Origin of the sequence: Paludisphaera soli, assembly GCF_011064595.1 — a bacterium.
In the GTDB taxonomy this organism is placed as follows: Bacteria; Planctomycetota; Planctomycetia; order Isosphaerales; family Isosphaeraceae; genus Paludisphaera; species Paludisphaera soli.
In genome coordinates, this window is sequence record NZ_JAALJI010000034.1 from 37,498 (window position 1) to 59,433 (window position 21,936).

Below are 21,936 nucleotides of genomic sequence, written 5' to 3' on the forward strand. Positions count from 1 at the left end.
GAGGGGGGGATGGCGCGCTACCTGTTCACCGTCTGGCCGTTCGTCGGCCACATCAACCCGTTCATGAGCGTCGCCCTCGCGTTGAAGGCCCGGGGGCACGAGGTGGCCTTCTACACCAGCGAGAGCACGCGGGCCGTGGTGGAGCCCCAGGGCGTCGTCCTCTTCCCGTTCCGCCACCTCCACGAAGAGCCCATCTGGGCGGCCGTGCAGGCGGCCGAGACCCGCGCGACGCTGGGCTGGCACTCGCCCCGCCTGCTGCTCCGCGCCTTCCGCGACTGGCTGGCCGGCACGCTCCCCGAGCAGGTCGCCGACATCCGGGAGATCGTCGACGAGTGGCGGCCCGACGTCATCGTCACCGAGACCGGGATGTGGGGCCCGATCGTGGTCCTGGGAGAGACCGCGCCCGTGCCGGTGGCGATCCTGACGACGCTGATGGGGTGCCTCATCCCCGGCCCCGAGGCCCCGCCGGGCGGCCCGGGCCTGCCGTCGCCCCGGAACTTCCGCACACGCCTGCTGGCGAAGGCCGTCACGAAGCTGGGCGACGTGCTGGCGATCGGCGTGCGGCGGGAGGTCAACCGAGTCCGCGCGGCGAACGGGCTGCCGCCGATGGAAAGCTCCGTGAACGCGCACATGGCGAAGCTGCCCCTCTACCTGATCCCGAGCGTCCGCGAGATCGACTACGACCGCCACGACCTGCCGCCGAGCGTCCACTACGTCGGGCCCTGCATCTGGAACAAGGTGCAGGACGCGCCCGCCCCCGCATGGCTCGACCGGCTGCCGACCGACCGGCCCTGGGTGCACGTCACCGAGGGGACGGCCCACTTCCAGGAGCCCGTCGTGCTGAAGGCCGCGGCCCGGGGGCTGGCGGACCTCCCCATGCAGGTCGTCCTGACCACCGGCTCCCAGCGCGACCCGGACGAGCTGGGCCTCGGCCCGATCGCCCCCAACATCCGCGTCGAGCGCTGGGTCAGCCACAGCGACCTGCTCCCCCGATGCTCGGTCCTGGTGACGACCGGGGGCGCCGGCACCGTGCTGACCGCGCTGCAACTGGGCGTGCCGCTGATCATCGTCCCCACCCACTGGGACAAGCCGGACAACGCCCGTCGCGTCGTGGAGGCCGGGGCCGGCCTGCGCCTCACGCCCCGGCGCTGCACGCCGGAGGGCCTCCGCGCGGCCGTCGAGCGGGTGCTGACCGAGCCGAGCTTCCGGGCCCAGGCCCGGCGGATCGCCGGGATCATGGCCGAACATCCCGGGCCCGACGGGGCCGCCGCCTTGCTGGAATCGCTCGCCGAGCGGTCCCCGAACGCGGCCCGGCCGGCGACGACCCTCGTCCACTGAACGTCGAGCCCAGGAGGCGAACCGCGATGAGGATCCGATTGCCCAACGGGATGGTGATCCACGGCCCCAGCCGGGGCGAGACGCGCCTGCTCTTCGACGAGATCTTCCGCGAGCGGGTCTATCTCCGCAACGGCGTCGAGCTGGGCGAGGGGGACGTCGTCCTGGACGTCGGCGCGAACCTGGGGCTGTTCTCGCTCTTCCTGGGCGAGACCCTCCGCGACGTCACGGTCCACGCCTTCGAACCCATCCCGGACATCTTCGCCTTCCTGCGGCGCAACACGAGCGGCATGGGGGCGCGGATCGTCGCGTCGAACGTCGGGCTTTCGGACCGGGAGGGACGGGCGGCCTTCGCCTACTACCCGCACCTCCCTTGCTTCTCCACCTCCTGCCCGGAACGCCTGGAGAAGCGCTGGGCGGACCTGCGCGACATCTTGATCCGCCTGGCCGACGGGGGCGGCGCTCGAGGACGTTTCCGAGGCCTGCGCGACAGGGTCCGCTCCTGGGGCGTGGGGGGGCTGCTGTACTACGCCTCGCGGAAGAAGGAGCGCGTCTGCACGCTCACCCGGCTCTCCACGGTCGTCGCCGAGCGAGGGATCGACCGGATCGACCTGCTCAAGATCGACGTGGAGGGGAGCGAATGGGACGTCCTGCGGGGGGTGGACGACGCGGATTGGGGGAAGATCAAGCAGCTGGTGGTGGAGGTCCACGACGTGGAGTCGGGGTCGACCGGCATGGCCGAGTGGCTCGAAGCCCGGGGCTATGAGGTCGCGATCGACCGCACGAACGAGGATCGCCGGTCGCCCGTGTCGCTCCTCTACGCGCGTCGTCGGACGACGGAGGCCGACGCGACGGGGCGGTCGTCGCGGTCGGTCGGCCGGACGGGCGGGCCCGTGGCGGTGTAGGAGGCGTCCCCATCGTTCGGCGGGCCCCAGAGGCCCGAGACGGGAGGTGTCGACCGCGAGACGAAGCTCATCGCCGACGTCAGGACCCCGAGACGGCCCGTCGCCCTCGCGCCGAGGCCGTCGACCCGCGCTCCACGGCGGAGCGTGGGAGCCCTTCATTCGGTCTCATCAGCGCGAGTCGGCCGCGGATCGCGGGGCTCGCGATGCCAGGAGTTCGCCATGCCACATCTCGCCCGTCCGGCCGCCCCGTCGCGGCCGGGCCACGCTCGTCGGATCTGGGGGCTCGCGGCGGTCGCGCTCCTCCTGGCGACGCCCGCCGTCCGGGGCCAGCTGACCCGGACCGACTTCGCGCGGACGAACCTCCCCGGGTTCGGCGACCGCCACAACAGCTACCCCTGGTCGATGCGATGGTTCCAGGGGAACCTCTACGTCGGCACGAACCGCGACTTCCAGTGCGTCGAGAACGCGACGATCGCCTTCTATTATCCTTTCATCCTGGCGTTCCAGGCGATCTTCGCGGATCCCCTGGTGCCGTGCCCCCTGAACCCCGCCGAGCTGGACCTCCGCGCCGAGGTCTGGCGCTACTCCCCCGCCGACAAGCTCTGGACGAGGGTCTACCGATCGGACGTGGTCCCGGGGACGAACCTCGCCCGCGACATCGGCTATCGCGACATGGCCGTCTTCCGCGAGGCCGACGGGACCGAGTCCCTCTACCTCGTCGGCTGCACGGCTCGCGAGTTCAACCCGGGGGCGCCGCCGCCGAGGATCCTCCGCATGACGATCGTCAAGGACCCGATCACGGGGAAGCCCCGCGAGGTCTTCCAGCCCATCCCCCAGAATCCCGGCACCGTGATGGGCGACACGAAGGCCGTGACCTTCCGCGCGACGGCCGTCTACAAGAACAGGCTGTACGTGTCGGCGAGCGTCGGGCTGACCGGGAACGGGTTCGTCCTGGAATCGTCCAACCCCCGGCTGGGCGACAACAGCTTCCGCCAGGTGACCCCGCCGGCGCTCCAGGTCTATGAGATGGCGGTCTTCAACAACGCCCTCTACATCGGCGCCGGCGACCAGGCGACGGGCTACTCCGTGTGGAAGACCGACGCCTCGGGGAGCCCGCCGTACGCGATCACCCCGGTCGTGACCGGCGGTGCGGGCCGGGGGCCGATCATGACCTCGGTCGTCAGCATGTACCCCTTCCAGGGGAGGCTCTACGTGGGGAGCGCCGGGTGGTATTCCACGCTGCTCCCTTCGTCCGAACTGATCCGCATCAACCCCAACGACACCTGGGAGCTGATCTCCGGGAACGTCCGGCTCACGCCCCGAGGGCTCGTCTTCCCGCTGAGCGGGCTGGGCGACGGCTTCGGCAACCCGTTCAACGCCCACATCTGGCGGATGGAGGAGCACGACGGGGTGCTCTACGCGGGGACGAACGACGACAGTTGGGCCCTGCGGTCGACCCCGCTGGCGCCCTTCTTCCGCTCCGAGTTCGGCTTCGACATCTTCGCCAGCCGCGACGGCGTCGCCTGGTCGCCGCTCACGCGCAACGGCTTCGGCAACATGTACAACTTCGGCCTCCGCACGTTCGCCTCGACGCCCCACGGCCTGTTCGCCGGTGCCGTCAACTACGTCCAGGGGACGGAGGTGTGGCTGGGCGGCTCCGGATCCAGCTCGGCCCCGACGCCGGCCGCGGCCGGCGCGTTCGCCCTGGCGCCGGCGTCGCCGGGGTCCGGGCCGTCGGGAGCCCCCTCGCGGATCGCCCGCGTGGACGCCGCCCCCGACGAGGAGGACCTCCAGGCGGAGGCGCCGCGGCCGCCGTCGCCCCCCGAGGCCGTCGAGGTCGAGGCGCGGCGCGGGCGGGCCCTGGTCTCCTGGGGCCCTCGCCCCGGGGCCGTCCGCTACCGCGTCTTCCGCTCGACGTATCGCAAGACCGACCTCGGCTTCCTGCTCGGGATCGTCCCGGCGGAAGAGGGGGAGGAGGACCCGTTGCGTCCCGGCGAGAAGCCGGGCGTCTTCTCCCTCCCCGGGGAGTTCGTGGAGATCGGGACCGCGACCGGGCCGGTCTTCGAGGACCGCGACGTGGCGCCCGGCGGCGCGTACGCGTACTACGTCCAGGCCGAGGACCGGAAGGGGAATCTCTCGCCCCCCTCGAACGTCAGGACGGTCCCGGACCTCGGCCCGGAGGCGACGTTCGCGCGGGTGCGTTCGGAGCTGGTCGCCTTCCTCGCAGCCGACGGGGCGCGGGCGAAGCGGCTGTCGGGCGTGACGGGCCTGCTGGACGAAGGCCGGGCCGCGGCGGCCGGCGACGACCTCGCCACCGCCAAGGCTCGGGTCGAGGCGGTCCGGGATCGGCTGGCGCGCGCCCGGAACGAAGGCCCCTCGGCGCCCCCCGCCGGGCCCCTGGACGTGCTGATCGCCAGGCTCGCCAGGCGACTCGACCTCGCCCTCTCCGGGGCGACGTCGGGCGACGACCTGAACCGGGGGCGGGGCGACGCCCCGGCGCGCTCGCGGACGAAAGCCGCCGCGGCCCGCCCGCCACGGCACCCGACGGTCACCAGCCGACCGCGTGGCGAGGACCGCTGAACGACCCATCGCGGAGATCCAGCTGTGTCAACGATCCAGGAGCGACGCGAGGCCGCGCCCAGGCCGGCGGACGAGGTTCCGCCGGCCGAGGAGGCGGCCGCGCGCGACGCCGCACCGCCGAGGGGCAGGCCGCTCACGGCCGACGGCCGTCGCCGACGCGCCCGGGCGACGGGGAGGGCCGGGCCGCTGCTGGTCCTCTGGGCCGTCGTCGTCCTGGACGTCCAGGGCCTGCTCTGGCTCTCGGGGGCGAAGTCCCTGGCGCTGAAGCGGGCGGTGGAGCAGGGGGTCGCCCGCGCCGAGTCACGGGGGGTCGGCGAGGTCGCCGAAGGCCAGGTCCAGAAGGCGATCCGGGACCAGCGAGCCGGGCTCCGCTTCTGGACGGCCCTGGCCCTGATCGGCGATTTCGGCGTCGAGCCCCTGGCGCCGACCGTCCGGGCCGTCCTGGCGGCGACCTTGCTGGGCGCGCTGGCCGCCCTCGCCGGCCGGCCGGTCGGCTTCCCGCTCGCGCTCGACGAATGCGCCGCGGCGCAGGGCTACTGGGTCCTGGGCCTGACGCTCCAGGCGGCGCTGGTGTTCGCCCTGCCGACGCGCGAGGCCGACGCCTCGTTGGCGCTCCTGCTCCCGCCGGGGACGTACCGGGCGGCCTCGTGGATCGCCTGGCGGCAGGTCGACGCCTTCGCGCTGCTGGGCTGGCTCGCCCTGATCCGCGGCGGCCGGCGTCGCGGCCAGGTGAACCTGGCGACGGCGATCGTCGCCTGCTCGGCCCTGGCGGCGGCCGAGGCGGCCTTCCGGGTCGGCTCGACGCTCCTCGTGGGCTCCGCGATGCGGTTGACGTTGATTCCCGTCCGGTTCTAGGACGGTGTCGAGGCTCGGGAGGGACGCATGCTCCGGTTCATCACATGGTTCGGCCTTGTCGGATCGATCGCCGCCGCCGTGACCGTCGCCAAGCTCCATCAGGACCCCGGCTCGATCGTGGTCGACTGGCGGGTGGTCGACGAGCCCCCGATCGACGTGCGCGTGGAGCCCCCGTCGCGGGGCCGGATCGTCCGCAAGATCACCGCGCCCGGGGTGGTCGAGGCGGTCGAGGAGGTGAACATCGGCTCGCAGATCCTCGGCCGGGTCGTCTCCGTGGAGGTCAAGGAAGGGGACGCCGTGAAGGCGGGCGACGTTCTGGTGAAGCTCGACGACACCGACGCCAACGCCCGGCTCCTCTCCGCCCAGGCCCGGTTCGAACGCCACCGCTCGGCGATCGACCGGGCCGAGGACGACCTGGCGAAGGCCGCCCGCGACGAGGCCCAGCACGGCCGCCTCGCCGAGCGCGGGTTCTCCACGCCGACCGAGCTGGCCGACGCCCGGACCAACTTCCACAAGGCCGAGGCCGCGCTCCAGATGAGCCGCCGCGAACTGCTGGAGAGCGAGGCCCTGCGCACGATCAGCCTGGAGGAGGTCAAGCGGACGGAGATCCGATCGCCGATCGACGGCGTCGTGACCGACCTCTCGGTGCGGGTCGGCGAGGTGGTCATCGCCGGGACGATCAACCTGCCGGGGACGGTCCTGATGACGATCACCGACCCGGGCCGGATGCGGGTGGTCGCCGACGTCGAGGAGTCGGACATCCCCCTGGTCCAGCCCGGCCAGGCGTCGCTCATCTATCTCCAGGCCGACGCCCGCACCGCGGTCGAGGGGGTCGTGGAGAAGGTCACCGCGAAGGGGAGGAAGTCGGGCGAGTCGGTCGGGTTCGAGACCCGGATCCGCGTCGACCGGCCCCCCCCCTCGCTCCGCGCCGGGATGTCGGCCACGGTCGAGATCGAGGTGAGGCGGATCGAGGACGCGCTCGGGGTGCCGACCCACGCCGTGGTCCATCGCCGTCGCAAGGACCTCCCCGCCTCGGCCGCCGTGCGCGCCTGGGCCGAGCGCGAGTCCCGGTCGCCGGGGGGCGTAAACGGCGGGGCTCGCGCCTCGGGCTCGCGTTACGTGAAGGTAGCCTTCGTGGTGCAGGGGGGGATGGCCCGCGCCCGGCCGGTCGAGCTGGGCCTGACCGACGAGCACCGCGTGGAGATCCTCTCCGGCGTGGAGGCCGGCGAGGAGGTCGTCGTCGCCCCGTTCCGCGCGCTGGATCAGCTCACCGACGGCCAGCCCGTGCGCGTCGTGGACGAGGAGCCCTCGCCATGACGGGCCGTGACGAGCCGGTCATCCGGCTGGAGCGGGTGACGAAGGAGTATCGCGTGGGGGAGGAGACCGTCCGGGCCCTGCGGGGAGTCGACCTGCGCATCGAGGCCAACGAACTGCTGGCGATCATGGGACCCTCGGGATCGGGCAAGTCGACCCTGATGAACATCCTGGGGTGCCTCGACGTCCCCAGCTCGGGACGCTACCTGCTGGAGGGCCGCGACGTGGCCGGGCTCTCGGCGTCGCAGCTGGCGAGGGTGCGGGGCGATCGGATCGGCTTCGTCTTCCAGACCTTCGAGCTGCTCCCCCGCCAGACCGCGCTGAGGAACGTGGAGCTTCCGCTGATCTACTCCGACGCCCGCGCCCGTCGCGCGCGAGCCGCCGAGGCGCTCCGGAGGGTGGGCCTGGCCGATCGGATGGAGCATCGCCCCTCGCAGATGTCGGGGGGCCAGCGTCAGCGGGTCGCGGTCGCGCGGGCGCTGGTGCACGACCCCTCGCTGCTCCTCGCCGACGAGCCGACCGGGAACCTGGACTCCCGGACCGGCGAACAGATCCTCGACCTGTTCGCCGAGCTGCACGCCCAGGGGCAGACGATCGTGATCGTGACCCACGAGCCCGACGTCGCCGCGCGCTGCCGCCGCGTGGTCCGGGTCCGCGACGGCCGGATCGAGTCCGACGACGCGGACGCCGAGCCGACCTGGGAGCCCGCGAGGGCCCCCGTCTCCGCCTCCCCCCTCTCCCATCGCGAGGAGCGGCCATGTCCCTGGTGAGGAACGTCCCGATCGCGATGGAGCAGCTCTGGACGAGCAAACCCAAGTCCCTGCTGACGATGGTGGGGATGGTCATCGCCGTGGCCTCCACGATCACCGTGGTCAGCGTGGTCCTGGGGTTCTCGCGCTACGTCGCCGTGTTCCTGAAGGGGTGGGGCACCAACGCGGTCTGGGTCGCGCCCGAGCGACCTGCCGGCGACGCGGGGCGGACCCTCGGCCGCGCCGAGATCGACGTCCGCGACGTGGAGAGCGTCCGCGAGCGCTGCGAGGCCCTGCGGCTGGTCTCGCCCGACCCTCGACAGGCGGCGGTCTCCGTCCGCTACGGCCGGGACGAGGTGAGCGCGCCGCTGGAGGGGGTGTCGGTCGAGTATCACGCGATCCGCAAGTTCGAGGTCGACGTCGGCCGACCGCTCGCCGTGGCCGACGTCGACCAGGCGCATCAGGTCTGCCTCGTCGGCCGCGACGTCCTGCGCAAGCTCAACGTCGACGAGGGCCTGGTCGGGCAGTCGCTCCTGCTGGACGGCCGCCGCTTCCTGGTCGTCGGCCTCCTCAAGGAGAAGGGCTCGCTCATCGGCACCAGCCAGGACGACGTGGTCCTCGTCCCCTACACGATGGCCCTGAAGATGTACCCCTCGCAGCGCCGAAAGCTGGCGTTCGTGGCGATGGCGGCGTCCGAAGAGCAGGTGCCCGAGGCCCGCGCCCAGATCACCGACCTGCTCCGGCGACGACACGGCCTGGAGGCCCACCAGCCGAACGACTTCAGCATCCGGACGCAGGACGAGATCCTGGAGGCGTTCAACGCCATCAGCCTGGCGGCCACCGCCATGCTCGCGGGGATCGTCGGCATCTCCCTGCTCGTCAGCGGCATCGGCATCATGAACATGATGCTCGTCAGCGTCAGCGAGCGGACCCGCGAGATCGGCCTGCGCAAGGCCGTCGGGGCCGGCCGCCGCGACATCCTGGCGCAGTTCCTGGCCGAGGCCGTGACGCTGAGCATGCTCGGCGGGGGGATCGGCGTCGCCCTCGGGTTCGGCCTCTGCGCCCTGGCGAGCCTGCACCCGAAGATGGTCGACGTGGTCGTCCCCTGGTGGGCCGTCGCCCTGGGATTCGGCATCTCCGCCGGGACCGGGACGCTCTTCGGCATGCTTCCCGCCGTCAAGGCCGCGCTGCTCAATCCGATCGACGCCCTGCGACACGAGTGAAGAGGAAGGCCCCCGAGGAGGATCGCGATGAAGGTTCGCCTGCCCGACGGCCTGAGCGTCCACGCCCCCAACCGGATCGACGCCCGGTTCCTTCACCACGAGATCTTCGTCCAGAACTGCTACCTGCGCCACGGCGTCGAGCTGCGCGAAGGGGCGACGATCTTCGACGTGGGGGCGAACATCGGCATGTTCGACGTGTTCCTGGCGCGGGCCCTGCGCGACTTCACCCTCTTCGCCTTCGAGCCGATCCCCCAGACCTTCGAGCTGCTGCGGCGCAACGTCGCCCCGTTCGCCGAGAAGGTCCGGCTCTCCGAGTCGGGGCTGTCCGACCACCTCGGCGAGGCGACGTTCACGCGATACCCCCGGGCGTCGGCCCTTGCGACCTGCTCGCCCGGCCACATCCCGAGTCTGCGGGCGGTCCGCAACGAACTCGTGGCGAGGGGCCTCCCGCGCGAGGGCCGGGGGCCGCGGCGGAGGCTCCGCGACTGGCCGCGCAGAGCCCTCGCGAAGCTGCTCGACCTCTATTTCTTCTCGGGCGCCGAGACGGTCCGCTGCCGGCTCCGGACGATCAGCGACGTCATCAAATCCGAGGACGTCGAGACGATCGACCTGCTCAAGATCGACGTCGAGAACAGCGAGTGGGAGGTCCTCGCGGGGATTGACGAAGCGGACTGGCCCCGGATCCGCCAGGTCGTCCTGGAAGTCCACGACATCGACGGCCGGCTGGGGCGGATCGTCGAACTGTTCGCCCGCCACGGCTTCGAGGTCGTCGCCGACCAGGAGGAATGGAGCCGCGAGTTCGGCGTCTTCAACGTCTACGCCCGCCGCGTCGCCGACCCCGTCGCCGCAGGACGGTCGCAGGCCCTCCGACGAGACGCCGAGTGAGCTCGCCCCGCTCGCCCGACGCCCAGGCGGACCAGGTCGTCCTGGCGGAGCTTGAGAAGGCCCCGCCTTGAACGCCTGCTCGACCGATCTCCGCGAGCGTCGCCTGGCTCCGCGAGAGGGGGCGGTACGAGCTGTCGTCGCACCGCCCCAGGACGCCTCGGAAACCGCTCAGGCCGAGCTCGTGTCGCCGAAGCGTAGGCCGGCCCACCGACCGATGCGGGTCGCCGGCGACTTCCGCACGGCGAGACGGGAGAGGACCTCGGCCTGCGCCGCGAGCCGGGCGGCCCGTCGCGCCCGAACAGGGGGCGACGTCCGCTCGGGCTCGGGCCGGGCTTGCGTCGGGGCGTCGGGCGTCGCCGCCGACGACGCGGCGACCGAGGTCGTGAAGGCGGCCGCCGAGACCGGCCCGCCGGGGAGAGCCCGCTGCGACGCCGGGGGGTTTGCGCTCGTCCTCGCGTTCAGGGCCGGCGGGACTGGGGCGGGCGCGACGACCTGGCCCAGGTGTTGCGACTGGCTCGTCCCGAATCCCGGGGAGCCCAGGTAGACCGCCGTGATCAGGTAGCGGCTCGCGACGTCGAAGCGGGCCGGGAGCGTCGCCCGGCCGGTGACGTCGATCGGAACCTCCGCCACCGGGTTGAGGCCGACGTAGAAGCGGACCAGGCCCGAGTTCGCCCAGGGGGCGCCGTTGGTCGCCCGGACGTCGGCGTGGAACTCCATCATGACGCCCGCCGTCGCGGGGTTCGCACTGCTGGTCAGCGTGGTGACCGTGTCCGATGCGACGATGAGCTGGGAGTAGCGGTTCGACATGCCCGCCTGGAAGTTCCCCGATCCCTTGTAGACGGCCGTGACGACGTGCTCGCCCAGGGGGAGCGTCGTGGTGGCGAACCGGGCCCGGCCGTCCGCGCCGACCTCGGCCTCGCCCAGCAGGGCGGCGCCGACGTAGAACTGCATGACGCCGGACGTCGGGTTGTAGTCCGGGGCCGCCGAATTGAACACGACCGCCGTGAAGACGACCTCCTGGCCGAGCCCCAGGACCGACCGGTTCGACCGCAGGACGAGAGAGGTGGGCGCCTTATAGACGCCGAAGCCCGTCGTGAAGCTGGACGGCCCGAATTCGTCCGTCCCCAGGTAATTGAACGTGACCGTGTGCCCGCCCGGAGCCAGGGGGGCGGGCAGCGCCACTCCGCCGCGGCCCTGGGGCCCGAGGGTCAGGTCCGGGATGGGCGGGCCGTCGTAGCCGGCGACGGTGACGCTCACGGGCCCCGGCGCCGGGCGCTCGTAGAAGCCCGTCGCGGCGACCTGGTAGGTGGGCACGACCCCGTAGTAGAAGATCCCGCTCCCCTCGGGGTAGGCGCTGATCGTCGTCGACGCGCGCTGGACCTCGATGATCACGGGGGCGGAGGCCGCCGCCTCGTACCAGGCGTCGCCGGAGTACGTCCAGGAGATGCTGCGCGTACCGGCCCCGTCGAACTTCCGCAGGATGGCCGCATAGGCCAGTTCCAGCGGGTCGCCCGCCCCGAGCACCCGGGACGATCCCAGGTAGGTGTCGCCCTCGTAGAACGCGATCAGGCCGGTCGGCGGCGGGAAGGCGCCGAACGTGTCCGCCGGCCTGAGCCGCGCCATGATCACGACGTCCTGCCCCGAGATGGGCGAGGCGGGGTCGACCAGGGTCTCCGTCGAGAGGACGGTCTTCAACGTCACCTGGACCAGCGACCCCGCCGCCGGCCCGAACGTGGGGTCGGCCGCGCCGTCGTAGGCCGCCGTGACGACGTACGCGCCCGGCGCCGCGAGGTCCCCCCTCAGCTCGAACGTCGCCACCCCGTCGCGGACCTCGCCGGTGTACTGCACGCCTCCGGCCGTCAGCGTGACGACGCCGCCGTCGGGCGTGTTCGGCGTCGAGCCGTCGGAGGAGACCCGCACCGTCAGTGTCAGCCACTGCTCGCGGAGCCTGGGGTTGTGATTCGAGTCGATGACGACGATCGGCGTCGCCTTCCGGACGGTCATCGTCGCGGGGCGGGTGATCGCTTCCCCGCCCTCGCCGTCGGTGAAGACGGCCCGATACCGCTGCCCGGAGTCCGCCAGGGTCGGGACGACGGTGTACCAGTCGAACACGGCCCCGGGGAGGTCGGACCAGGCGACGCCGTCCTCGCTGACCTGCCAGCGGACCGATAGCCCGTCGGCCCCGGCCGCGCCGGCCAGGAACGTCGTCGGCGTCAGCGGGCTGGTCGTCGCATCGGCCGGGTCGAGGATCACTTCCAGGCCGGCCGGTCGATGGTAGACGTGGATCGAGCCGGCTTCGTCCAGGCTCCTCGGCCCGCCGTGGGCCGCGAAGACGTCGGCCCCGGTCGCGACGACGGGGACCGCGAACGTCCCGTACGGTCCGGGCGAATCCGATGCGAACGACGCGATCGGGCCCCAGACGCCCCCCGTCGAGCCGTACATGTAGGCCGCGGCCCGTTGGTTCTGCAACCCGGGCGCGGCGACGGCCGCCGTCAGGCCGTCGGGCGACAGGGACACCGACCGCGCGAAGGCCGCCTCGTCGCCCCCGCCGGGCGACACGAAACGCGCGGTCTGCGTCCAGCCGGGGCCGTCGGCCTCGTAGACGTACGCGGCCCCCCGGGCCTCGAGGATCGGACCCGGCGCCACCTCCACTCCGGAGATCAGGAGCGTGGCGCCGTCGCCGCTGAGGGAGACCCAGGAGCCGAAGTTGCTGCCGTTCGGCGCGGCGTCGATCCGCTCCGGGACGCCCCAGGCCCCGGCCGCCTCGCGGTAGACGTAGACCGCCCCCGCGTCCGAGCCCTGGACGAGGTCGCGCTCCGCCCCCACGGCCAGGGTGCCGCCGTCGGCCGAGAGCGCGACCGAGGCCCCGAAGGTGCGCCCGGCCCCCGCGTCCGGCGGGGCGAGCTCCGCCGTGACCGACCAATCCTCGACCCCGCGCGTGAGGACGCGGACCACGCTGGGCTGCGTCGGCAGCCCGTAATCGTTCGGCGAGCCCACCGCGATCACGTCGCCGTCGCCGCTGACGGCGAGCCGAGAGAAGCGCTGCACGCCGTTCGACGAGTAGCCGTACTCCAGGTCGACCCGCTGGGTGAAGGTCCAGTCCGCCGCGTCCCGCTCGTAGATGAACAGGGTGTAGGGGGAGGACGGCTGTCCGCCCCCGCCGACGACCAGGGTCGAGCCGTCGTCGCTCAGGGCGACCTGCACGCCGAAGAGGTAAGGCGCCGTCTCTGGGCCCGGGCGAGTGAGCACGGCCGTCTCGGCCCACTCGCGACCGGTGCGCTCGTAGATCGCGACGTTCCCCACGCCGACCTGGCCCGACACCGGCGCGCCCGGCGACGCGACGGCGACGACGTCGCCGTCGGCCGTCGCGTCCAGGGCCCAGCCGAAGAACGTGCTCCCGGCCGTCTCGGCCCCGCCCAGCCTGGCTTGCAGGAAATAGGGGTCGCTCGAGACGTCGAGGAACGGGGCGCCGAATCCCCCCGTCAGCGCCAGGCGCGGCTCCAGCGCCTCGATGAGGAGGTGCCGCCGGCCCTTGCGGCGCGGTCGCCCCCGCCCGAGGATCGACCCGATCCGAAGTCCGACGCGCGGAGCGGGGGCGGCGTCCCCCGCCCGGGAACCGACGTGGCTCATGTGTGGCTCGCACGACCCGAGTGGATGGACGCGATCGCGCCGGACCGATGCCGTCGCGAGGGCGTAGGGATCCGATCTCATCATTGTGCACGGTCGCAAACATGAATCCAAGCCGAAAGCCGAATTCTTTAGGCTTCCACGCCCCCGATCGCCGTCGGCGGTGAAAGGACGCCACTGACCAGCCTCTCCCGGTGGGGGCGGAGTCCACCAAGGCGGCGGTCGTGTCGCACAGGGATGAATCAGGGACCGTCAATGTCTCCAAAGCGGACGATCCTGGTGCGAGGGGCTCGCGCCCGTGGAGGCCCCTCGGGCGAGGTTGCGGCGCGGCGGCCGCCGAGGCGAGCCCGATGGACGAGGGACGGCCGGCAGGCGACAATCGGCCCCGAGTTCTGGGCGCGTGCCCAGGCCGTCGAGAGCCTACCGACAGTCGAGAGCGAACGCGTGGATCATGTCGGCATCGTCTGCCCGAATGCGCCGGGGCACGTCAACCCGATGATCGCCCTGGCCGATGCGATCCGCACCCGCGGCCGTCGCGTCACCTTCTTCCTGCTGGGCGACCCGCCCGCGTCGGTGACGGCCGCCGGCTTCGAGGTCGTGCCGTTGGGCGGGTCCGTCTTCCCGGCGGACGAATATCGGGCGGAGTTCGTGCGGCTCGGCTCGCTTCGGGGCCGCGCGGCCCTGGAGCACACGATCGCCGTGTTCGACCGCTCGGCCGAGGCTGCGCTGACCGTCGGGCCGGGCGCCTTCCGCGACGCCGGGATCACCCACCTGGTCGTCGACCAGGCTTCGTCGGCTTCCGGCACCGTGGCCGACCAGCTCGGCCTGCCGTCCGCGACCATCTGCAACGCGTTGATCCTGCACCCGGACCCGGACGCCCCGCCGTACTTCACCCCCTGGCTCCCCGCCAGGGGCGCCTGGTCGCGGCTAAGGAATCGGGCCGCGTGGAGGGGGCTGGACTGGAAGGCCAGGCCGATCCTGGCACGGATCCGCCATCACCGCCGGCGTCACGGGCTGTCCCTCCCGCGCCGGCTCGCCGACACCTGGTCGAGCCGGCTCCAGATCAGCCAGCAGCCGGAGGCCTTCGAGTTCCCCCGGTCGAAGCTGCCGGCGTCGGTCCGGTTCGTGGGCCCGCTCCGGCTCCCCTGCGGCTACCCGCCGGTGGACTTCCCCTGGGACCGGCTGGACGGCCGACCGCTGATCTACGCCTCGCTCGGCACGCTCCAGAATCGGATCGCGGCCGCCTTCCGGACGATCGCCGAGGCGTGCGTCGGGCTCGACGTCCAGCTCGTGATCTCGACCGGCCACGGGGTCGCGCCGGAGGCCCTCGGCGACCTGCCGGGCCGACCCGTGGTGGTCTCGTATGCACCTCAGCTCGAGTTGCTCGGCCGCGCCGCCCTGGCGGTCACTCACGCCGGCCTGAATACGGTCCTGGACGCCCTGAGCGTGGGGGTGCCGATGGTGGCCGTGCCGGTCACCAACGAACAGCCCGGGACCGCCGCGCGGGTCGCCTGGGTTGGCGCCGGGGAGTCTCTCCCCCCGCTCGGACGGCTCACGCCCGAGGCGATGCGCGCGGCGATCTCCCGGGTGCTCCGAGATCCGTCCTATCGGCAGGCGGCCCGGCGGATCCAGTCGTCCATCCGCGAGGGGGGCGGAGCCCCGAGGGCCGCCGAGTTGATCGAGACCGCCTTGGCTGTCGGGGCCTGAGCCGAGGGAGGCCCCCCGCATCCCAGTCGACGGCTAGCCAGGGTGGTGCGGCGCCCGCGGGCTCGGGCTTCGCTGCAACCGGCGACTGCGCGCCGCGGTGCCTCCCGTCGTCGGGCGCGGACCCCGCGACGACCGGACGAGTCTCACAGGCTGCACGTCCGTCGTCCCGCCGCATCGCGAGCGGCGCGACGGATGGGACCCTGCAGGATTGCCAGGAAAGGCCGAAACTCGATCCGCGTCGGCGAGTTAAGCCGGCGTTCCGGTCGGCTTGCTCGCCCTGGCTCGACGTGGATCGCACGATTCCCACATGGCATGATGGAAGGAGCCTCGCGGACTGGGAGAGGCTGCCTGTGCAAGGCTTTACAGCCTCCGACAGTCCGTATACCATAAAAGCCGACAAATCTCAGGCGACGAGTCCCGCCGCGATTCCGTTCTCGTGTGACGAATCCGAAACCCCACGCCGAAAACGAGGTCCCGTCATGGCCCAGGCCATCGCGAATCCCGAGGAGATCCGCCGCTTCGCCGCGCGGTTGAAGCAATTCAACAACGACCTTCTCACGCAGCTGGGCGCGATCCACGGCCAGGTCTCGGGCCTGGGCCAGACGTGGCGCGACCGCGAGCACGACAAGTTCGTCGAGGAGTTCGACCAGACGCTCCAGGTGGTCAAGCGGTTCGTCGACGTGACCAATCAGCACATCCCGTTCCTGCTCCGCAAGGCCGAGCGCCTCGAAGAGTACCTCCAGCAGCGCTGAGCCGAGCCGATCGGGGCCGATCCGTCGGCGGGCCGGGCCGTGACCGGAGCCCGCCGCATCCCGGCCCCTCCTCCTCCCTCTTCGCCGCGCAGGAGCCAGCATCATGAGCCAGGACGCGAGAGTCCTTTCGGTCCAAGCCCTGAGGGACTTCAAGGTCTCGATGATCAAGTTCGTCGAGGAGGCGCGCGGCGCCCTCTCGGGGGTCGACATGGAGCTGCGGCGGATGCGCGACTGGCTGGAGCGCGACCAGCTCGGCTACTGGACGACCCAGGTCAAGAAGCGGCAGGAAGCCCTCATGAACGCCCGGTCCGACCTGGCCAAGCGGCACATCGCCGCCCAGGGGAACAGCTCGATCTCGGACACCGACCAGAAGGAAGCCGTCCGCCTCGCCCAGAAGCGGCTCCACATCGCCGAGGAGAAGGTGCAGGTCGTCAAGCGGCTGATCCCGGTCCTGCACCACGCGATCGCCGACTACAAGTCGTGCGCCTCGCCGATGACCGACCACCTCTCGGGCGGCATGGAGAAGTCCATGGGCACGCTGGAGAAGATGGTCCGCTCGCTGGAGGACTACCTGGCCCTCCAGGCCCCGACCACCGGGCGGCTGGACCCCGTCGGCGGCGCGGCCCGCTCCGCCGAGGGCACGACCGCCTCCTCCGGCTCGGCCGCCCCCGCGGCGTCCGCCGACGCCCCGACCCCGGCGGCGACGCCCGAGCCCGCCGAGGCCCCCGCCGCCGCCGACCGCTGACCCGACCCGATTCGATTCGACCCAACGCGACCACCGCCCGACCGACCGTCCCCGCCCGCGTTCGGCGTCCGACCGCTTGCGGGGGGAGGAGGCCCCGACCATGAGCAGCCATTCCGCCCGCCTTCAGCACGCGATGAAGGACCTGCGCGAGAAGTGGGACGTCACCAAGGAGGCCTGGACCGACCAGGTCGCCAAGGACTTCGAGAAGAACCACCTCGACCCGGTCGAGGGCCTGGCCAGGCGGGCCATGATCGGCATGGACAAGCTCGCGGAAGAGCTGGCCAAGATCCGCAAGGCCTGCGACGAGAACGCCTGAACGGCCTCGCCCGGCCGCCCGGTCGGTCCGGCCGCCGCGCGTCGCGACGAGGCGCGCGCCGTCCCCTTGATCCTGCCCACTCCCGAACACCGGATATCGCGAACATGCCCGAGTCACCGCTGGTCCAGAAAGAAGTCGCCGCGCTGACCGACCTGGAGGGCCTGATCGCCCGAAGGGCCAAGGTCGAGACGGAAGTCGAGCAGACCTTCAAGCGGCGTCGCGACCGCGAGGAGCAGGAGCACCGGCAGGCCGTCCAGGAGTTCTCGACGCGGACCAAGGCCGAGGCGGCGGCCCTCCAGGCCGAGTACGACAAGGTCCGCGCCGCGATCGCGCGCAAGGCCCAGGCCGACGCGCAGGCGACCGAGGCCGAATACGCGCAGGTCAAGCAGAAGCTGGAGGCCCAGTTCAAGTCCGAGCGGGCCAAGGCGAAGAAGGCCAGCGACGAGTCGCGCTGGCAGTCGCTGGCGATGTACGAGGCCGCCCGCGACAATACGGTGAAGCGGAAGAAGGTCCACGACGAGGCCCTGGTCGCCACCCGGGCCGACCTGGAACACCTGACGGAAGCCGCCGAGGTCGCGCTGGCCCGCGTCGCCCGGCTCGCCGGGCCCGCGTTCGAGGTCGAGCCCACGACCACCATCACCCCCCCCGCGGCCCCCGAAGGCCCGGCCGCCGACGGCGCGGAGCTTCTGGCCCCCCCCGAGCCCAAGGGGGACCCCACCAAGCTCGACCTGCTCCAGGAGGTCGTCCACAAGATCGACGAGGAGCTGCTGGCCCTCGAATCGCTCAAGCTCCCCAACTTCCTGCGGCCGTCCAACTTCGTCTGGCCGTTCCTGCTCCTGGGCGCGGCGGTCGGCGGCGGCCTGGCGATGGTCGTCGCCCCGGCCATCGCCGCGGGCGCGGGGGTCGCCGCCGCGGTGCTCGTCGGCGCGGGGGCGTTCGTCGCCCTCAAGAAGAAGGCCCAGCCCCAGGTCTCGCGGCACTACCACACCCTCAAGTACCGCGTGGAGGAGGGGACGCGGCTGCTCGAAGAGGCCAAGGAGTGGATCAAGGTCGACTTCGAGGACCGCCAGAAGCAGGCCGACGCCAAGCGCGAGGAGAACTACAAGGCCGCCGAGGACAAGATGAACGCCCGCGTGGCCGAGGCCGAGCGGCGGATCGGCCAGTCGGTCGTCGAGGCCGACGCGATCTTCCCCAACCGCCTCGCCGAGATCAAGCAGAAGCGCGACGACGACCTGAAGAAGGCCGACTCCCACTACCCCCCCCGGATCCAGGCCCATAAGGAGAAGACCGAGCGCGAGGGCGCCGAGCTCCAGGAGCGGATCCGCAAGGAGAAGGAGGCCACCAAGGCCGCCTACGACGCCGCCTGGGCCGAGCTGGTCCAGACCTGGACCGAGGGCCTCGCCCGCGTCGGCGCGATCGCCGACGAGGTCAACGCCGAGGCCTCCCGGCGGTTCCTGGACTGGGACGACAAGTCCGACGTCGACGGCTGGCAGCCCCCCGAAGAGGTCCCCGCGGCCTTGCCCTTCGGCCGCTTCAAGTTCGACCTGTCCGAGTTCCCCCACGGCCGGCCGACCGACGACCGCCTCAAGCAGGCCGGGCCCACCGAGTTCGACCTGCCCGCCTTCGTCCCGTTCCCCTACCAGAGCAGCGTCCTCATCAAGACCGGCGAGTCCGGCCGGGCCGAGGCCAACCGGCTCCTCCAGAGCCTCATGCTCCGGTTCCTGACCTCGATCCCCCCCGGCAAGGTCCGGTTCACCATCTTCGACCCCGTCGGCCTCGGCGAGAACTTCGCCGCCTTCATGCACCTGGCCGACTACCAGGAACTCCTCGTCACCAGCCGCATCTGGACCGAGGCCCGCGACTTCGACCAGCGCCTGGAGGACCTCTCCGCCCACATGGAGAACGTCATCCAGAAATACCTGCGCAACGAGTTCGAGACCATCGAGGCGTACAACCAGCACGCCGGCGAGGTCGCCGAGCCGTTCCGCATCCTGGTCGTCGCCAACTTCCCCAGCAACTTCAACGAGACCGCCGCCCGCCGGCTCCAGAGCATCGTCTCCAGCGGCGCCCGCTGCGGCGTCTACGCCTTGATCTCGGTCGACCCCAAGCTGCCGATGCCCTCCGGGCTCCAGCTCAAGGACCTGGAGGCCGACTGCATCAACCTGAGCTGGCGCGACGGCAAGATGGGCTGGCGCGACGACCACTTCGGCCGCTTCCCGCTCCAGCTCGACTCGCTCCCCGAATCCGGCTTCTACAGCAAGCTCATGCACTACATGGGCGAGGCGTCCAAGAACGCCAACAAGGTCGAGGTCCCGTTCGACTTCATCGCCCCCAAGCCGGACAAGTTCTGGAGCTGGGACAGCGGCAAGATCATGGAGGTCCCCCTGGGCCGCGCCGGGGCCACCAAGCTCCAGCCGCTGTTGCTGGGCCGGGGGACCTCGCAGCACGCCCTCGTCGCCGGCAAGACGGGCTCCGGCAAGTCGACCCTGCTCCACGCCCTGATCGTGAATGCGGCGCTGCGGTACAGCCCGGACCAGTTGGAGCTGTACCTGATCGACTTCAAGAAGGGCGTCGAGTTCAAGGTCTACGCCGAGAAGGAGCTGCCGCACGCCAAGGTCATCGCCGTCGAGTCCGAGCGCGAGTTCGGCCTCAGCGTCCTCCAGCGGCTCGACGCCGAACTGAAGTACCGCGGCGACCTCTACCGCGACTTCGGCGCTCAGGACCTGAAGGGCTTCCGCGAGGCCAAGCCCGACATGGTCATGCCCCGCATCCTGCTGGTCGTCGACGAGTTCCAGGAGTTCTTCGTCGAGGACGACAAGATCGCGCAGGAGGTCTCGCTGCTGCTCGACCGCCTGGTCCGCCAGGGTCGTGCGTTCGGCGTCCACGTCATCCTGGGCTCGCAGACGCTCGGCGGCGCCTACTCGGTCGGCCGGGCGACCCTCGGCCAGATGGCCATCCGCATCGCCCTGCAATGCTCCGAGGCCGACGCCCACCTGATCCTCAGCGAGGACAACAGCGCCGCCAGGCTCCTCACCCGCCCCGGCGAGGCGATCTACAACGACGCCAACGGCATGCCCGAGGGCAACAACCTCTTCCAGGTCGTCTGGCTTTCCGACAAGCGCCGGATCGAGTACCTCCAGGACATGCTGGACCTCGCCAAGGCCCAGAACCGGCCGCCGGCCACCCCCATCGTGTTCGAAGGCAACCTGCCGGCCGACACCCGCAAGAACACCCTGCTCAACCACCTGTTCGACGCGACCGAGTGGCCGGCCGAGGCCCCGCGCTACGAGCAGGCCTGGCTGGGCGACGCCATCGCCATCAAGGACCCGACGGTCGCCGTCTTCCGGCCCCAGTCGGGCGCCAACCTCCTGATCATCGGCCAGGGGGGCGAGTCCGCGCTGGCGATGATGCTGATGTCCGGCATCGCCATCGCCGCCCAGCACCCGCCCAAGAAGCGGACGGGCGTGAAGTTCTACATGGTCGACGGCTCGCCGGTCGACTCGTGGCTGGCGGGCAAGCTCGGCCAGTTCGCCGACTGGGTACCTCACAACGTCACCAACGTCACCCAGCGCAACCTGGCCTCGTCGATCAACGCGATCGCCCGCGAGCTGGACCGCCGCCGCGACAACCCGGACGCCGACGCCCACGCGCCGATCTACCTGTTCATCTACGACCTCCAGCGCTTCCGCGAGCTTCGCAAGGCGGACGACGACTTCGGCTACTCCTCCAGCTTCGGCGAGGAGAAGCCGCCGTCGCCCGGCAAGCAGTTCGGCGACATCCTCCGCGAAGGCCCGAGCTTCGGCGTGCACACGATCGTCTGGATCGACAGCGTCAACAACATGAACCGGATGTTCGACCGCGGCACCCTCCGCGAGTTCGAACTCCGGATCCTGTTCCAGATGAGCGCCAACGACTCCAGCACCGTGATCGACTCCCCCGCCGCCGGCAAGCTCGGCGAGAACCGGGCCCTCTTCTACAGCGAGGAAGAGAATCGGGTGGAGAAGTTCCGCCCCTACAGCCTCCCCGACGCCGCGTGGGTCGAGGAGGTGAAGGCCAAGTTCACCTCCCGCCCCGCCCCCTTCGAGCCCGAGGCCCCGCCCGAGCCGGAGCCTTCCGACGAGCCCGCTCCCGCACCCCGCGAGAACGGCTCGCGGAGCCGGTACGACGACGGCCCGCCGCCGTTCCCCAAGTTCGACGACGGCGACATCCCGCCGTTCCCGAAGTTCGACGAGATCGAGGTGCCGCCGTTCCCCAAGTTCGACGACCTTGGCGACGCCCCCTCCGAAGAACCCAGGCCCGACGAGTCCTGATGACCCGCAACGCCCGAGGGCCGACCCTCGGGCGTTTTTCGTTTCGAATGCGATCCGTCGTCGCGACGAGCCCAGTCCGTATCAGCCCGGCGAGCCGGTCCCAGGCCACGAGGGCGTCAGGTCCCCGCCACCCTCGTGAGCAGGCCGACCGCGACCGCCGTCGCGACGACGAGGGTCAGGGTGATCAGGACGAACCGCAGCGAGCCCCACAAGCCGGGGAACGGACTCCGCGTGATCCCCCGAAAGGCGACGACCAGCAGCCCGAAGGCCAGGCAAAGGCCGAGGACGATCAGCATCGCGGCGATCATGAGCAGCGAAACGCCCCCCGCGATCGCCCTCGGCTCCTTCATCGCGAGCATCTCGAACAGGAAGCCGGCGGTCAGCACGAACCAGCCGGGGGCGAGCAGGAAGGCGAACACCAGCCCGGCCCCGGCGAGCGCCAGCAGGCCGACGGCGAGCCTCGCGGCCGCCTCCAGGGAGGATCGAACCTCGGTCGGGCTCGCCGGGGCGGCGAGGTCGCCGGGCTCGATCGCGTCTTCGAGTCGATGGTTCATGGAGGCAGACTCGGAAGGTGTGGATTCGGCGTCACTTTCCTCTCATGACCAATCGGGCCTCGGTCGTGCCAGCCGACGG

General features: G+C 71.7%; 15 protein-coding genes. 13 read left to right on the forward strand and 2 right to left on the reverse strand.

Annotation, left to right across the window (positions count from 1 at the left end; genetic code table 11):
• The first annotated feature begins 9 nt into the window (after positions 1 to 9).
• The 8 genes from G6O68_RS27805 (at position 10) to G6O68_RS27840 (ending at position 9,846) form a co-directional block, all read left to right on the forward strand.
• Complete coding sequence (locus G6O68_RS27805) at positions 10 to 1,338, forward strand: glycosyltransferase (protein WP_165252324.1); 1,329 nt, start codon at positions 10 to 12, stop codon at positions 1,336 to 1,338.
• A gap of 26 nt (positions 1,339 to 1,364) precedes the next feature.
• Positions 1,365 to 2,240 (forward strand): FkbM family methyltransferase, encoded by an 876-nt coding sequence (locus G6O68_RS27810; protein WP_165252326.1) that lies wholly within the window; start codon positions 1,365 to 1,367, stop codon positions 2,238 to 2,240.
• Positions 2,241 to 2,459: 219 nt separating this feature from the next.
• Positions 2,460 to 4,820, forward strand: coding sequence for a hypothetical protein (locus tag G6O68_RS27815; RefSeq protein WP_165252328.1), 2,361 nt, complete (start codon positions 2,460 to 2,462; stop codon positions 4,818 to 4,820).
• A 24-nt stretch (positions 4,821 to 4,844) separates the two neighbouring features.
• Positions 4,845 to 5,675, forward strand: a complete 831-nt coding sequence (locus G6O68_RS27820; protein ID WP_240911533.1) for a hypothetical protein — start codon at positions 4,845 to 4,847, stop codon at positions 5,673 to 5,675.
• Between the two features lie 27 nt (positions 5,676 to 5,702).
• The gene (locus G6O68_RS27825; RefSeq protein ID WP_165252330.1) at positions 5,703 to 6,992 is read left to right on the forward strand and encodes an efflux RND transporter periplasmic adaptor subunit; all 1,290 of its coding nucleotides are present in this window, start codon (positions 5,703 to 5,705) and stop codon (positions 6,990 to 6,992) included.
• Positions 6,989 to 7,759: an ABC transporter ATP-binding protein gene (locus tag G6O68_RS27830; RefSeq protein WP_165252332.1), complete on the forward strand. Its 771-nt coding sequence runs from the start codon at positions 6,989 to 6,991 to the stop codon at positions 7,757 to 7,759. Before G6O68_RS27825 ends, G6O68_RS27830 begins: the two co-directional genes overlap by 4 nt.
• Positions 7,747 to 8,961 (forward strand): ABC transporter permease, encoded by a 1,215-nt coding sequence (locus G6O68_RS27835; protein WP_240911534.1) that lies wholly within the window; start codon positions 7,747 to 7,749, stop codon positions 8,959 to 8,961. Before G6O68_RS27830 ends, G6O68_RS27835 begins: the two co-directional genes overlap by 13 nt.
• A 27-nt stretch (positions 8,962 to 8,988) precedes the next feature.
• Complete coding sequence (locus tag G6O68_RS27840; protein ID WP_165252334.1) at positions 8,989 to 9,846, forward strand: FkbM family methyltransferase; 858 nt, start codon at positions 8,989 to 8,991, stop codon at positions 9,844 to 9,846.
• A 168-nt stretch (positions 9,847 to 10,014) separates the two neighbouring features.
• Here the strand turns inward: G6O68_RS27840 and G6O68_RS27845 are convergent, their stop codons facing one another.
• Entirely contained in the window at positions 10,015 to 13,476 is a 3,462-nt protein-coding gene (locus tag G6O68_RS27845) for an Ig-like domain repeat protein (protein ID WP_165252335.1), read from the reverse strand.
• Between the two features lie 441 nt (positions 13,477 to 13,917).
• Between G6O68_RS27845 and G6O68_RS27850 the strand changes: the two genes are divergently transcribed.
• From G6O68_RS27850 to G6O68_RS27870, 5 genes are all read left to right on the forward strand, one after another.
• Positions 13,918 to 15,180, forward strand: coding sequence for a glycosyltransferase (locus G6O68_RS27850; RefSeq protein ID WP_165252337.1), 1,263 nt, complete (start codon positions 13,918 to 13,920; stop codon positions 15,178 to 15,180).
• Between the two features lie 479 nt (positions 15,181 to 15,659).
• Entirely contained in the window at positions 15,660 to 15,932 is a 273-nt protein-coding gene (locus tag G6O68_RS27855) for a WXG100 family type VII secretion target (protein WP_165252338.1), read from the forward strand.
• Between the two features lie 103 nt (positions 15,933 to 16,035).
• Entirely contained in the window at positions 16,036 to 16,677 is a 642-nt protein-coding gene (locus G6O68_RS27860) for a hypothetical protein (protein WP_165252339.1), read from the forward strand.
• 100 nt (positions 16,678 to 16,777) lie between these two features.
• Positions 16,778 to 16,993, forward strand: a complete 216-nt coding sequence (locus G6O68_RS27865) for a hypothetical protein (protein ID WP_165252340.1) — start codon at positions 16,778 to 16,780, stop codon at positions 16,991 to 16,993.
• 104 nt (positions 16,994 to 17,097) lie between these two features.
• On the forward strand, positions 17,098 to 21,303 hold the full coding sequence (locus tag G6O68_RS27870) for an FtsK/SpoIIIE domain-containing protein (RefSeq protein ID WP_165252341.1): 4,206 nt from the start codon (positions 17,098 to 17,100) through the stop codon (positions 21,301 to 21,303).
• Positions 21,304 to 21,419: 116 nt separating this feature from the next.
• On the opposite strand, the gene G6O68_RS27875 is transcribed toward G6O68_RS27870, so the two are convergent.
• Entirely contained in the window at positions 21,420 to 21,857 is a 438-nt protein-coding gene (locus tag G6O68_RS27875; protein WP_165252342.1) for a hypothetical protein, read from the reverse strand.
• Positions 21,858 to 21,936 lie beyond the last annotated feature (79 nt).

What these genes read in the sequence shown, in the direction of transcription:
- G6O68_RS27805 (WP_165252324.1), top strand. Translation starts at nt 10, where the DNA reads ATGGCGCGCTACCTGTTCACCGTCTGGCCGTTCGTCGGCCACATCAAC.
- G6O68_RS27810 (WP_165252326.1), top strand. Translation starts at nt 1,365, where the DNA reads ATGAGGATCCGATTGCCCAACGGGATGGTGATCCACGGCCCCAGCCGG.
- G6O68_RS27815 (WP_165252328.1), top strand. Translation starts at nt 2,460, where the DNA reads ATGCCACATCTCGCCCGTCCGGCCGCCCCGTCGCGGCCGGGCCACGCT.
- G6O68_RS27825 (WP_165252330.1), top strand. Translation starts at nt 5,703, where the DNA reads ATGCTCCGGTTCATCACATGGTTCGGCCTTGTCGGATCGATCGCCGCC.
- G6O68_RS27830 (WP_165252332.1), top strand. Translation starts at nt 6,989, where the DNA reads ATGACGGGCCGTGACGAGCCGGTCATCCGGCTGGAGCGGGTGACGAAG.
- G6O68_RS27835 (WP_240911534.1), top strand. Translation starts at nt 7,747, where the DNA reads ATGTCCCTGGTGAGGAACGTCCCGATCGCGATGGAGCAGCTCTGGACG.
- G6O68_RS27840 (WP_165252334.1), top strand. Translation starts at nt 8,989, where the DNA reads ATGAAGGTTCGCCTGCCCGACGGCCTGAGCGTCCACGCCCCCAACCGG.
- G6O68_RS27845 (WP_165252335.1), bottom strand. Translation starts at nt 13,476, where the DNA reads ATGAGCCACGTCGGTTCCCGGGCGGGGGACGCCGCCCCCGCTCCGCGC.
- G6O68_RS27855 (WP_165252338.1), top strand. Translation starts at nt 15,660, where the DNA reads ATGGCCCAGGCCATCGCGAATCCCGAGGAGATCCGCCGCTTCGCCGCG.
- G6O68_RS27860 (WP_165252339.1), top strand. Translation starts at nt 16,036, where the DNA reads ATGAGCCAGGACGCGAGAGTCCTTTCGGTCCAAGCCCTGAGGGACTTC.
- G6O68_RS27865 (WP_165252340.1), top strand. Translation starts at nt 16,778, where the DNA reads ATGAGCAGCCATTCCGCCCGCCTTCAGCACGCGATGAAGGACCTGCGC.
- G6O68_RS27870 (WP_165252341.1), top strand. Translation starts at nt 17,098, where the DNA reads ATGCCCGAGTCACCGCTGGTCCAGAAAGAAGTCGCCGCGCTGACCGAC.
- G6O68_RS27875 (WP_165252342.1), bottom strand. Translation starts at nt 21,857, where the DNA reads ATGAACCATCGACTCGAAGACGCGATCGAGCCCGGCGACCTCGCCGCC.